The following is a 14,824-nucleotide window of genomic DNA, read 5'->3' as shown; positions in this document are numbered from 1 at the left end:
GCTATACGGGAGCTAGTGTTGAATGTTCCTGTACAAAATTCTCTAATAATTCTACTGCCTTATCGTTACCTCCGGCAAGGGTAAATGTGTTTCTTACTTCCTGAGCAGCAATTCTGTATTTAGGATTTTCCAACAGTTCAAAAACGGTTTCACGAAGCGCATCTACACGCAGTCTTTTGTATCGGATACTGATTCCGCAGCCTGCCTGCTCAATCAGTTTTGCAATATGGAAATGATCATAAGCAATAGGGGTGATCAACATTGGTAATCCGTTTCGGAAAGTATCATTTACGGTATTGAATCCACCATGGCAGATCACCATGTCCATTTGCTGCATCACTGCAGATTGAGGAACAAAACTGTTCACAATAAAATTGTCCGGCCATTCTTCAAAAATTTCTGGTGGAGTAGCGGCAATTACCGTAACTGGCTGGTCTTTAAATGCAGCAATAATTTTTTCAAAGAAAGCTTTTCTGATGTCTACCAACAATGTCCCCAATGATACAAATATCTTTGGAGTGGTAGAAGCATTCAGTTTATCCCAGTCAAATGGAGCATCGTTCGGACGGCCTTTTACCGGACCTACGAATTTCATATGAGACGGAACCGTTTCAAAGCCGGCAAAGGCCTGTGAGGTAAACACCATATTCAGTTTGTGAGAATGGATATAAATACCTTCTTCATGAATGCCTACTTCTTTTTGAAGGTCTTTGATCAGGTTTTGCTGCCATTCCCAGATTTTTGGGGCACTTTTTTCCGTATCTCCCATCACATCCGGTGGAACAGGTGTTGTCGTTACACAAGGAATATTATTTTTGTGAGCGAAAAGAGCGCCTCCGAAAGTAATACAGTCATTCACGATAACATCCGGCATCCAGCTTTCAGTAAGTCTGTTAAGTCCCGGCATCATCATTTTAGCGAAAGGAACATAGGTTTCTTCCAATGCCAGTTTCATCACTTCAGGTCCTGAACAGGCTGGTCCGTCATCCTGTCTCTTTAAAATACGGGCAATTTCCTCCTGATACGGAACAAGATCTTCTTCAGGATAGAAATAAGAACCTCCTTCCGGAATATGTTTATTGTCTAATGGGGTAATTCCGAACCATTTTACTTCGTGTCCACGGGCAATAAGACTTGCTCCAACACTTAAAGTAGGGCTCACATGTCCGAAAAACGGAGGAACTACAAATAAAAATTTAGACGGTTTTTCAGGTTTTGAAGCTTTCAATATTGCTTGTTCCAATAAGTTGGCCACTGTAGCAGAACCTCCGGCTTCTACAAAAGATTGTCCCACTTTCTGAGCTGCTTCTTTATAGCTCGGATTGTTCAGAACCTGCTGTACAGCTTCTCTAAGGTGATTTCCTTTAAATCGGTTAAAATTAAGACGTTCACCTGCTTCTGTACGTACAACACGTCCTGCAACGTGTGACTGGTCATAGGCAATAGGGATCACGACCAAAGGAATACCGTGTGATAATGTTTCAGATACGGTATTGTGACCGCCATGGCAAACCACACCGTCAAGATGAGGTAACAGATCCAATTGTGGAACCTGCTGATACACCATAAAGTTATCCGGCCATTCCTCGAAAAGTTGAGGATCGGAAACCACTACAACGGTTAGATCTTCATCTTTAAAGGCATCAATTACCTTTTGGAAGAATGCTTTTTTATGATCATGATCGAAGGTAGTCCCAATGCTTACCAGGATCTTTTTGTTGTTTTTGCTTTTTAACTTTTCCCAGTCGAATTCACATGAAACACGTCTTTCTGTAAGAACGGGACCTGTGAACTGATATTGAGAAGGCAGATCATCCATTTCACCAAAGAAATAACTGGAAGTCAGAACAAGGGTCAACAGGTCTGAAGTCGCCAGGGAACGTTCTTCCTGGAAACCCAGTTCTTTCTGTAAATCAATGATCTGATTCACTTCCCACTCGTGTACCTTAGGCAGTTCATTCATAATTTTAATGGCGGCCGGAGCGGTAACGGAAGTCGCACAAGGAATTCCAAGTGTTTTTGCTGCAACTGGGGCTGCAAATAACTGATGATCCCCGATAATCAAATCGGGTTGATATGTTTTTAATAATGAAACAATACCCTTATAGCAATGTCTGTTCAGCGGGATAAGAACCTCTTCGTAAAGGAACTTCACGCTGTCTATGCCATATACTACTTTTTTGGAAATAATATCGAGATATTGTTCACTTTCTTTCTTTTCTTCGTCGGTCTGATCGTATTGGATCAGTAATAATTTTCCTCCCTCAGGAAGTTTAGCCTCTAAAGTCGGGTCAAGGCTGATCCAGGCTACTTCATGTCCTCTTTCCAGCAGCGTAGCACCGATGCTTAGGGTAGGGTTGACATGTCCTGTCAATGGTGGAACTATAAATGCAAATTTAGCCATGGTTTTGTGTTAAAATTTTAGATAAAAATTGAGCGATTGTTTCCGCAATCAGATTGGGTTCCTGGATAGGAATATTGTGATCACCCGGGATTAATTCAAGTTCAGATCCGTTGATTTTAGACTGAAGCCACTCTCCGGTAGGTCTGCAGTTGGAATCAGCTCCATAAAGCAATAAAGTAGAAGCCGCCAATTCACTGAAACGGGCTTCACCAAGGAAATGTTTTTCCCTGATCATATCTGCTTTAATGGTGGTCTGATTAAACAGAAATTCATACATACGGTGGTTTTTTTCCATTTGTCTTTTACCCATCTGTACTTTGGTGGTATCTGTAAAATTGGCGACATAATGCTCAAGAAATTCTTTGCTGTATTCATCAATGATGTTACGGGCTTTTTCGTCCTGAGGATCCGGAGCTTCCGTCACCACGAGCTGATTCACGCGGTCAGGATATTCTAAAGCTGTTTTTAAAGCGATAAGACCTCCGAAACTATAGCCGACAAGGTGTACTTTTTCCAGTTGAAGGTGATCTATTAAACCTATTAAATCGGATGACATATTGTCAAGATCGTACCCATCCAAAAAGCGTTCACTCATACCGTGGCTTTTCAGATCGTACATCACCACATGGAAATGCTTTGCCAGCACAGGGGCAATATTAAAATAGTAAATGGACAGGTTACTGAACATACCGTGGATCAATACCACGGTTTGTTCGGCTCCTTTGTTGAGTTCCTGTATATGAACTTGTCTGTTATTGACAGTGATTATTGGCATTCGTAGATATAATTGATGATCATACTAAGGTCAAGATTAATAAGCTGGTCAAGATCCATAGAAGATAACCAACCTGTAAAGTCGATCTGATCGCCAAAATGCGCTTTGATTTTTTCTGAGAAAGAAACAATCTCGATGCTGTCCATTTCAAGATCTTTGGTGAATGAACTTTCCGGAGTAATGTCCATTTCTTCTACAAATTCAGCCCCTATCACTTCAGTAATAAAACCTTTTAATAAAGTGAAAAGTTCTTCGTGGTTCATTTTTAATGTTGCGTTTACAGTGTCCATCCGATAATATAATTTTTATGTTTAATAGTTTTGATTTCAATATTGTTGATCCACAGGTGATCATCTTTTATCATTTCGACTTCGAAGGCTTTAGGATTTCCTTTCAGTCCTGTTCCCATGAACTTTCCGTAGGCTTCCTTGGCTACCCAGAAACGGGTGGTCCATTCTGCCTGATCTCTGTCTTTTAATAAGGCTAATTCGTTGTCGGTAAATACCATATCGTAGAATCCTGAACTGCGTTCTTCCATCAGTTCCATATCGATTCCTACAGATTTTCCATATCTCGCGATTCCTACGGCTTCTTTGCCTTTATGAGCTAATGAAATATGAATGTCTTCTGTAAAATCACTGATGAGGTAAGGTTTCCCCACTTCATCGGAACGGATTTCAAAGGTGATCGGGAAACAGGCATGATTCTTTTCCTGACGAAGAAGATTTCTTACGGCATCTTTTACCGCTACACGGCTTACCATCCAGTTTTTCTTTTTGTTGGGTAATAACTGCTGGTGATGTTGTTTTTCCGTCTGGTTAAAATACCTTTTCAGGATAAAATCCCATGAAGCCACTCTGGTATACGCCTGGTGGAAAAAGAATACTTCGGGAGCAATCTCTTCCGAAAGACGGTTGTGCAGCGGTGACATGGAAACATTCCACAAGGCGGCATCAATTTCCAGTCTTCTGTTCTGCCAGCCGGTGATGGCACACCATACTTTTCCGTCTCTTTTCAGGATGATATCTGCGATGGCAAATTCATCATTAAGTTCTGTCAGCATGCATGTACATTCAAAAATACCTTCCTGATCATGCATATCTCCGAAGAATTCAATATCTCTGATTTTTACAGGGAATGCAATACGGTCTTTCACCAAAGTAAGCTGCAGCCAAAGTCCGAATAACTGTCCTGCATTGTCCAGTAAAGAACCTTTACCGCCGTTTCCTTTTATTTTTCCGATAATTCCTTTGTCTCCAACGGCTGAAACTTCAGTGATTCCCTGGTATTTGTCTCCATGGAACATATGCATGTCATAGATTTCTTCAGGAGTTCTTTCGATAGGTAAAAGGTTTCCAATGGAAATATTGAAATTAGGTGTTGGAACAGAAGTAGATTTTAAGATTACTTCTGCATTGGCAAAGTTCTCAATATCAAGATAGGCGTGGTTGGGTGAGCGCCATTCTCCTTTCACTGTTTTCTCGAAAGGTTTGGCTACGTTCATCCATTGGAATACACTTACATTCATGATTTTATGGACCAGCGTTCCCGGAATTTCGGCTTCTGCAATTTCAGCAAGCTGTTCAAAGATCATCGTCATCGGAATTACCGGTTCCATATCCGCTACATGAGCCCATCCTTTAGGCTGTCTCAATAAGCTGTGGTCAATCAGATAAGGATGACTTTCCAGGGTTACATACAGGTCTTTCGAGAAGGTTGTGCTTCTTGGTGCTTTCGGAGCAACTTGTGCTGCCGGAGCTGCAGGGCGCTGAATCGTGATTTCCGGGCGGTTCTGGAATAAAGTCAATACTTCTTCCTGCATACGGATCATATCGGCTACATTATCCTGGAATGCCTGTACCAACGGGTGACCACTTTTGGTGGCAATTGCTGAAGCTGTTGCTGTATATTGTTTTGGTGCATCAAAGGATTGAGCCAAAGCTTTCACTTCTTTAAAATTACGGATAATAGGAGAACCCAATTCCAGCTTAATCCCTTTTCCTGAAGTTCTTTTTGTATGATTCTGTATCTCTAAAAAGTCAAGAGCAATTGTTTTACCTTCTACAAATAATGAAGCGACAATACGTTGTAACTGCGCTAATGCAGAACGGGTAGGAACACTGGAAGCAATTGTACTGAAGGCTTTTCCTTTCAAGGTATCATCAATAAATCCTATCAATCCTCCTGTACCCACCTGAATGAATACTCTTGCGCCTTCTTCATATAATGTATCGGTCAGTTCACGGAAACGGACAGGCTGAACCAAATGCTCGGCACTCAGTTTTCTGATCGCTGCCTGATCTGCAGGATAAGGTTCTAATGTTGTGGCTGACCACAATGGAATTTTTGTCTTCTGGAACTGCGCTTTTTCCATTCCTGCAAGGATGACATCCAGTTTATCAGCGATAAAAGGAGAGTGGAATCCTGATTGGAACGGCAATACCTGATGGAAAATCTGATTGGCTTTTAACAAAGGAACCAATTCATCCAAAGCGGCATTACTTCCACAAAGAATTACCTGATTAGGGCAGTTGTCATTGGAAATATAAAGGTTTGAAATTTCGTTAATAAAAGGTTTTATAACATCAATTCCGGCTCCTATGGCGATGAACTTGGAGTCTTTTAATTCAAAAGTTTCAGGATTCAGCACATCAATTAATGCTTTTACAGAGTTGGCTTCTGCTAATTCGGATGAATATCCTGCCAGCCATTCTCCTAAACTGTGTCCGGCATTCATATCCGGGATAATTCCCAGTTTTTTCAGTGAATTATCAAGGATACTGCAGTTGTTGAAAATATTTAAAGCATCGGTTAAAAGTCCTTCACCTTCTGTTTCGATAGGAGCTGTTAATCCAAAATAACGACTAACGCTTTCTACTTCACCTTTTGCAAGACCATCTAAGCCAGGAAATACAAAAGCTACTTTACCACCATCCTTTAATAATGGGGTATAGGTGTACCAGATATCCTGCTTGTTTTTCCAGATGATATTTTTGGAAACTATTTTAATGGCTTTTTCTACTCTTGCAGGTGTTGGGTCGAATATAGCAACTCTGAAATCTCCTTCACCAATGGCTGTTTCATTATTTTGTAATGCTGAAAGCAGTTGTTCATGAGTAGGTCTGGCCAATATCAGCACCTGATCTTTTTTAGGCATATCATAGCCTTCAAGAACTACGTGTGCATTGATTCCTCCAAATCCGAAAGCATTCACAGCAGCTACTTTTGGAAGTCCTGTTTTTGACCAGTTTTTGGCTTCCTGTACAGGCTCAAACCTTGTGTTCTGCATCTCTGCAGTTGGATTCTCACAATATAATGTTGGCGGCAAAGTATCATGATGCAATGCCAGACAGGTTTTAATTAATCCTGCAATCCCGGCAGCCGGCATAGCATGACCGATATTGGACTTTACAGAACCAATACCTGCCATCGGAGCAGCTTCTTCTTTTCCGAAGAATTGAGCTAAGGTCTGAAGTTCTGTTTTATCTCCAAGGGGTGTTCCTGTGCCGTGAGCTTCAAGATATCCCACTTTATTTTTATCTAAATCAGCGTTGATCCATGCCTGTTCCAAAGCTTTTAACTGACCTTTCACGGACGGGCTCATCACGCTGGTTCCGGTACCGTCACTGCTTACTCCAATCCCTTTAATAACAGCATAGATTTTATCCTGATCGCGAACGGCGTCTTCTAATCGTTTTAAAACGACAAAACCACAACCTTCACCAATCAGTAGTCCGTCAGCATCCATACTGAACGGCTTGATCTGCTGTTGACGGGACATGGCTCCCAGCTGGGCAAAAATACTCCAGAACGCAGCGTTCTGTCCTGTGTGTACTCCTCCTGCAATCATGATGTCGGAACGTCCTCTCTGAAGTTCCTGTACAGCATGGTCTACAGCAATCAAAGCAGAGGCACAGGCTGCATCTACAGTAAATGCGGCACCGCCTAAATTGAAACGGTTGGCTACAAGAGAGGCTACAAGATTAGGAATTAATCCCATAGCAGTATCTGCTGCAAAACGTCCTTTGCGTTCCTGAAAAGCATGTTTTACCTTTTCAATATCGGAAGTAGAAACGTGGGGCAGTAATTCCTGCAGTAACGAAGAAATCTGTTCGCCGGTTCTTACAATTTCAATAGCGCGGGTAGCTCCCGGACCGGTATAGTTTCCTTTACCGATAATAATTCCTGCTTTTTCAAGGGAAGCATTCTTTTGAAATACACCAGCATCTTCCAATGCTTTCTGTACCAGATCAAGGGTAAGCAAATGGTCAGGTTCCGTTCCCTGAACAGCCAATGGCAGAATACCAAACGCCGTAGGATCGAATGTATAATCAGGGATAAACCCTCCGCGCTGACAGTAGAAACGGTCAACGGGACTTGTTGCATCACTGAAATGAACCGGATCTATCCGATCAGCCGGAGCCAGCTCGGTAGAATCGACTTTATTGACAATATTCTGCCAAAAAGTGTTGGCATCCTGTGCCCCGGGAAAGACACAGGAAAGGCCAATTACAGCAACATCTGTTTTTTTCATATTGAATTTATGCAGCGTTTTACCAATTATTTCCTGACATGATCAGCACCTGGCTTTCAGTTCCGTATTTGATCTCGTTAAGAAAGATTTCTTTCCCTTCATCCAAAGGAATCATGGATATTCCTCTGCGTTCATATTCTGATTCCAGGGTGGAAGAGACCATTCCGGCTCCTTTCCAGGGTCCCCAGTTGATAGAGATTACTTTTCCTTTTAATCTTTTGTTTAAAGCATTCGCGTAATCATCCAGTACACTGTTTGCTGCGGCATAATCTGTCTGGCCTTTGTTACCGTATACGGAAGCAATACTTGAGAACAATACTACAAACTGACAGTCTGTACGAAGCTGTTCAGCCAATACACGAAGTGGTTTTACTTTGGTATCAAATACACGTCCGAAAGAACTTGTCGTCTTTTGTTTGAATAGTTTATCTTCTAAAAGACCTGCTCCATGGATTACTCCGTCCAGACGGTTATATTTTTCATAAATACTGCTGATCAGGTTGCTTAAACCTTCTTCGTCACAAAGATCCAATGATTGGTAAATAATGGTATTTCCAAGTTCTTCCATATCACGGATTGTGCGTAGGATCTGATTGTTTTTGAAAATCTTCGTCGTTTCTTTTTCTATTTCTGCAGGAGAAGTGAATTGTCCGGATCTGATCAGGAAACCTCTGATTTCCTCTTTTGTTTTCATACTTTCAAATTCTTTAGCAGAAACTTCATTTCTAGGATCTGCAGATCTTCCTACCAGAATATAAGTACAAGGATACGCCTGAGACATGTGTTTTGCCAATTCTGCAGTGATTCCCTGTGCACCTCCCAATACCAATACCACAGATTTTTGATCTAATTGAATTTGAGCTTCACTCAGACTCGTTGACAATGGGGAAGGGATGATATCTACTCTGTGTCGTTGGTCATTTTTGTAAATGATCTCAGCGGGTTTATCATTTGTAAGGATTTCCTTTAATGTAATTTCAGCAATCTGATCTACTTCCTGAGGAGTACTCAGGCTGATCAGTCTACATGTTGTATTATCAAATTCTCTTGCTAAACTTTTGAAAAGTCCCGGATATCCCTGATGGTGGCGTAATATACTTACATCAGTGATTTCCTGAAGATGAGCCGTGATGTCTGAAACTAGGTATACCCATTTAGCTTTATCAAAATCCAGTTTTTTGATCAGATCTACGTGATCAATAATGCTTGGTTTATCAACTGCTGAGAACAGGTCCAGCATAATTAATCCCTCAATGTTTGAAAGATCTTTTTCTGTATCTACTATTTCTACAATTGCACCATGTTTTTCCAGAGCTTCTTTGATCGCTGAGGTTTGTTTTCTTTCATCCTGAGTAATTGCGAAACGTTTTCCCTGCAATATTTCTGTGTTTTGTACTAAAGAAGCGTCAGTAGGAGTGATATCAAAACGAAGACGTGAAAGTACATTTTGAGTTGGTTCTGCAATGTTTGTTTCCTTGGTTTCGCTTTTTGTTTCGTTCGCTTCACCATTCATTTCGTTGATCCAGCCTGCCAGACCACGAAGTGTTTTAATTGCAGCGAGTTTTTCCATAACATCATCAGCCTGTTCAAGGTTTTGACCAAAACCGATTTTGGTTTTAAGATCACCGATAATTTCCATACGTTTAATGGAATCTATACTCAAATCCGCTTCCAGATCAAGATCAAGACCTAACATTTCTTTTGGATATCCTGTTTTATCACTTACGATATTCAGAATAGCATTTTGAAGGTCTTCAAGAGAGAATTCCGGTTGAGCTTGTGGTTTTGAAGCTGTTGATTCAGCTGCAGATCCGTTTTTTTCAGGGGCAGCAGTTGTTTCAGCTCCTGAGAATTCAGTAAGCCATGAAACAAGACCACTTAAGGTTTTTATTCCTGCTAATTGCTCCATAACAGTATCTTCACTGGTGTTTCCGTTACCCAGAGTTCCAAGTTCGTTACGAAGTGTTCCGATGATTTCAACTCTTTTAATAGAATCAATACTTAAGTCAGCTTCAAGGTCCATTTCCATACCCAGCATTTCCTGAGGATATCCTGTTTTATCACTTACCACCTGTAGTAATAAGGATTTGATATCTCTTGAAGGGGCCTGTTTCACAGCAGCAACGGCTACGGGTCTTTCCTGTTGAACAGGCTGAACCGGAATGGTAGATATTGGCTGATGAGCAGGAGTCTGTACTGGTGAATGATATACAGGAGCAGGGAACGCCTGAGGATTCTGTCCCATAAAGGAAAGCATCACATCACGCTGTGCCTGTATCATTAATTTCATGCTGTTTAAATATTCCTGCAGCATACGTTCAGCAGTAGACTGAGCTTCAGTTGCAGGGGGTTGTGGATTATTAGTAAAATTGTTCATGGGAATAGGGTTTATAAGTGGTAAAGCACCATTAGATGGCAGATTACCATTAGTTGGGTGGGCAGTTTGCCCGTTTACACGCCAGATGGCAGGGCTTTTCTTGTAAAGCTCAGGTTGGTTAAGATCAATTACCTTAACGCTTCGGCCATCAAAAAGTTTATCGATACTGAAGCTTCGGCCTGTTCCTAAATATTGTGCCAGCATACAAAGAAGATGGCTGAATTTATTACGGCTGTTGTCTTCAACATATAAGGTCAGCTGATCTTTTTCAAGGCAGGATTTGGTTAATCCTGTAAGGACTTTTCCTGGTCCTACTTCGATGAATATTCTTGCACCGTCATTGTACATCGCCTGAAGCTGTTCTACAAATCTTACAGGCTGTACCAGATGATCAGTAAGTCTTTCTTTTATTTCTGATGGATTCGACGGATATACCTCAGCTGTAGTATTAGACCAAACAGGAATCTGCATTTCCTGGAAAGGAACATCTTTCAATACCTGAGCATATAAATCCTTGGATTTTGCCAATAATGGGCTGTGGAATGCACACGCAACTTCCAGTTTTTTAGCAGAAATACCTTCCTGTTTAAGAACTTCCAGTAATTTATTGATCGCTTCAGTACTTCCTGCAATGACACATTGAGCAGGAGCGTTGAAGTTTACAGGATAACATCCTTCTACTTTTGCAATAATCGGCTGTAAACGTTCCGCTGTAGCACTTGCAGCCAGCATTGAACCAGGATCTCCACCTTCTACTGAGTCTAAAATAGACTGAGCTCTCTGAACACTTAAGTCAACCAGTTTATCTTCTCCAAATACCCCGGCAAAACATAAAGCCGGTATTTCACCATAACTATGACCTGCCAGCATATCAGGAATAATGCCTAATGATTCTAAGAATTTAGCCAGTGCAAGGTCTACAATTCCTAAAAGAGGTTGCGCTAAACGGGTATCTTTAATGGTTTCTTTTTGTTGTTTTAAATCAGCTTCATTAAATGTTTTAGATGGGAAAACTACTTTTTCAAGTTCAGGATACTCATCAATAATCTTACGCATAGCAGGGAAAACGACGAATAAATCACGAGCCATATTAATTCTCTGGCTGCCCTGTCCTGGGAATGTGAAGGCTACTTTACCTTCTTTCTTATTCACAGTAAAGGTATCTTTTGTCTCAATCCCTAGTAGTACTAGTTCAAGCTTCATCATCAGATCTTCAGCGGTGTCTGCAACAATACTGAACTGGATTGGTTTTTCTGAACTGATGCTTAAACTGTAAGCAAGATCTTTTAATGGAATGCCATCATTGATTTCTAATAAAGCTTTAATCTGGCTCGACTGTCCTTTTGCTTCTTCGTAAGTCTCTCCACGGAAAACAAACAGTTCTGAAGGCCACGATTGCATTGCGATTGAATTATCCTGTTTAGGATGATTGGCAATTACCGTATGGAAGTTCGTTCCTCCAAATCCAAACGCACTGATTCCTGCATACCGGTTTTTCTCCGCCCACAATCCACTTTCTGCATGGAAGGCAAACGGACTGGTTGCTGCATTATAATAAGCATTAGGCTGCTGAAGGTGAAGGGTAGGTGGTTTTACCCCGTGATATACGGCAAGGGACGCTTTGATTAATCCTGCTAATCCTGCCGCACATTTTGTATGCCCGATCTGTGTTTTTACAGAACCTAAATGAGTCTGTCCCGGTAATGCCCCTGAACGGCTGAATAAATTAGTTAATGCACTTAATTCAGTTTTGTCACCGACTACAGTTCCTGTACCGTGAGCTTCTACAAGACCTACAGAAGCAGCACTTATACCAGCTTGGGAATAAGCACGTTCCAACGCTCTTACCTGGCCTATCTGTCTTGGAGCAGTCAATCCCAGAGCTTTTCCGTCACTGGATCCGCCAACTCCTTTGATCACCGAATAAATACGGTCACCATCGCGTACAGCGTCTTCATATCTTTTTAAAACAAGGATAGCGATACCTTCTCCAAGGGCAATACCATCTGCATCACCATCGAATGTAGCACATCTTCCTTTTCTGGAAAGAGCATGAGTACTGGAGAACATCAGGTAATCATTGATTCCGTTGTGTAAATCTGCTCCTCCGGCAAGTACCATATCGGATTTTCCTAATACAAGTTCCTGGCAAGCAAGATCAATAGCTGCTAATGATGAAGCACAAGCAGCATCTACGGTAAAGTTTCTGCCGCCAAGATCCAGTCGGTTTGTGATTCTACCTGCAATAACATTGGCAAGAATACCCGGAAATGAGTCTTCTGTGGTATGTGGGAAGGCTTCTTTTACTTCTTCGTGAAGTTCTCCGAAAACCTGCTTATAATATCCTCTGAAACTATAGCTGTTGGCAAGATCATTTCCTCCTTCAGCACCTATAATAACAGAAATGTTTTCTCTGTTGATGTGTTTTTCACCATATCCTGCATCTTCCATGGCGCGTTTTGCAACCAATAAAGTTAACAGCTGTGTAGGTTCAATGGCCGCAAGAGATTGTGGCGGAATTCCGAATGCCAATGGATCGAAATCGATTTTAGGAATAAATCCACCCCATTTTGAGTGAGATACATCCGGTCCGTCAGAATCCGGGTGGTAATACAATTCTTTATTCCATCTTTCATCCGGTACTTCGGTAACACTGTCTTTTCCTAAAATAATATTTCTCCAATATTCATCAAGGTTTTTAGCACCCGGGAAAATACATTCCATTCCTACGATAGCGATGTCCAGAGGTTTTTCTGTAGAAACCGGTTCTTCCGGTAACGCTGCCTCCTGAATATGCTCATAGTTGTCTACAACACTTTGATGCAGAGCCGCTAATGAGATCACACGATTGTGCATGGTAGCTACCTGCCCAATCATATACATTCCTAAGTCTAGTTGGTCATCTTTAGGAATATTGACAAGTTGATCACCCTGACGCTCTATACCTTTAGCCGCAATTCTTAAACGGCCTACGTTTAATTTCTCGAGCTGTTCCCACACTTGTTTTTTATCCATTCCGGCAGCAAGAAGCTTTGCTTTTTCTGTATTGAAATGGTGGGCAAATGCTGTATTTAAACAACGGGTTTCATGTCCGGGAGCTGTTTCCAGTAGAACTGTATCTTTTGCCTGCATAGCCTGCGACTGAAATTCTTCCTGAATGGCTCCGGTCTGTACAGCTTCATTGGTATAGAGATAAGCGGTTCCCATCAATACACCAATTTTTACTCCTCTTGCAGCTAACGGTGCAGCCATGATAGAAACGAACGCAGTTGAAAAGGCGTTATGAATTCCTCCCGCAAAAAAGACACTGATGTTTTCAGGGTGTTCTTCTTTTAAGATACGTTCAATTTGTTTTTCCCAAAGAACCATACTTGAAAGGGGACCTACATGGCCTCCGCACTCACGCCCTTCAAAAATGAAGTTTCTGGCACCTTCTTTCAGGAAAATATCCAGAAGGGCAGGGGAAGGAACGTGTAAGAATGATTTTATTCCGGCTTTTTCAAATACTTTAGCCTGGGCTGGTCTTCCGCCTGCAATTAAAACGACAGGAGGTTTAGCTTCTAATATATATGATGTCTGTTCATCTCTTAATTCCTGTGGTGCGAATCCCAGGATTCCTACACCCCAGGTTTTTTCACCAGCCAGTCTTTTAGTATCCATTACCAGAGATTTTGCAGATTCTCCTTTCAATAAGGATAAGGCAACAAAAGGTAATGCTCCGGCATCTGCTACTGCATTCGCAAATGACGGTACATCGCTTACACGGGTCATCGGACCTTGAGCGATAGGATAACGAAGACCCAGTTCCTGAGCTAAAGTGTTGTCTTTATCAATTACTTTAAGTGCTTTTGCCTGCTTTAGGTGTCCATACATGGCTTCTTTGAATCCGAAAACCATTTTTTTCAGGGTTTTGAAATCCTCATACAGATCTGTTGCCAGCGAAATGTCTTGTCCCATCGGGATATAACATGTACTGAGGTCCAGACCAGTGAAGTACTGTTTCAGATCTTCAGCTGTTGTGTTTTCTGGTAATGCAGGTGAATTGGGTCTTACCAATACACGATGGTTAGCAATCACCTTAGTTTCTGTACCATTCAGTTTTGAGCAGACTTCTTTCAGTTCGTTAGGAACTGAACTTTCAGGAAACAGAGCCAGCTGGCTGTCCAGTACAACTCCTGTTGCTCCCAATGCTTTTGATGCCGCTGCGGTATGGAGACCTATTCCTCCCTGTACCCACACCGGAATGTTCTGAATTTCTTTGATCACACGCTGAAATAATACAAACGTGGATTCATAGCCTACCCATCCACCTGCTTCATTTCCTTTGATAATGATTCCTTCTGCTCCTGATTGTTCAGCTTGTCTGGCTTCTTCCAGACTGCTTACCTGATAAACAGCAGGCAGGTTGAAAGGCTTCGACATTCCGAACGGAAGGATTGCAAACCTTACTTTTTCAGGAATTTGGAGAGCGGTGAAATTGTCATTAGAAAAATAAATACCATACGATGGTACGTCTATCTGATCAAGTTGATGTAACGCTTCCTGGGCAGTCACTAACTCATTTCCTAAACTTAAAACGGGAAATGCACCCGCCTGGTGTAGTTTAGGGATAAGGTTAACGTCTGGTTTTTCAAAAGGCGTCAGTCCAATAATGGTTAAGTTTTTCATGGCGTGATAATTATTGAATGATAGCAAGAGATTCATAACAAAATGTAGGGCCTTTCGGTATTAAGG

The 14,824-nt window shown here is 41.6% G+C and carries 5 protein-coding genes; all 5 read right to left on the bottom strand.

Translation table 11 applies throughout. The features are described 5' to 3' along the window. Position 1: 1 nt before the first annotated feature. The 5 genes from CHRYMOREF3P_RS06700 to CHRYMOREF3P_RS06680 are packed head-to-tail and all read right to left on the bottom strand — an operon-like array spanning position 2 to position 14,758. The gene (locus CHRYMOREF3P_RS06700) at positions 2-2,404 is read right to left on the bottom strand and encodes a glycosyltransferase (RefSeq protein ID WP_077418541.1); all 2,403 of its coding nucleotides are present in this window, start codon (positions 2,402-2,404) and stop codon (positions 2-4) included. Next, on the bottom strand, positions 2,397-3,179 hold the full coding sequence (locus CHRYMOREF3P_RS06695; RefSeq protein ID WP_180564185.1) for an alpha/beta fold hydrolase: 783 nt from the start codon (positions 3,177-3,179) through the stop codon (positions 2,397-2,399). The genes CHRYMOREF3P_RS06700 and CHRYMOREF3P_RS06695 overlap by 8 nt, the downstream gene beginning before the upstream one ends. After that, positions 3,170-3,469 (bottom strand): acyl carrier protein, encoded by a 300-nt coding sequence (locus CHRYMOREF3P_RS06690; RefSeq protein ID WP_002977699.1) that lies wholly within the window; start codon positions 3,467-3,469, stop codon positions 3,170-3,172. Before CHRYMOREF3P_RS06690 ends, CHRYMOREF3P_RS06695 begins: the two co-directional genes overlap by 10 nt. Then, positions 3,457-7,713, bottom strand: a complete 4,257-nt coding sequence (locus tag CHRYMOREF3P_RS06685) for a type I polyketide synthase (protein WP_180564184.1) — start codon at positions 7,711-7,713, stop codon at positions 3,457-3,459. The genes CHRYMOREF3P_RS06690 and CHRYMOREF3P_RS06685 overlap by 13 nt, the downstream gene beginning before the upstream one ends. Positions 7,714-7,732: 19 nt before the next feature. Continuing rightward, positions 7,733-14,758, bottom strand: a complete 7,026-nt coding sequence (locus CHRYMOREF3P_RS06680) for a type I polyketide synthase (protein ID WP_180564183.1) — start codon at positions 14,756-14,758, stop codon at positions 7,733-7,735. Positions 14,759-14,824 lie beyond the last annotated feature (66 nt).

The organism is Chryseobacterium sp. JV274, assembly GCF_903969135.1.
GTDB lineage: Bacteria > Bacteroidota > Bacteroidia > Flavobacteriales > Weeksellaceae > Chryseobacterium.
This window is presented reverse-complemented; position numbering and strand designations above follow the sequence as displayed.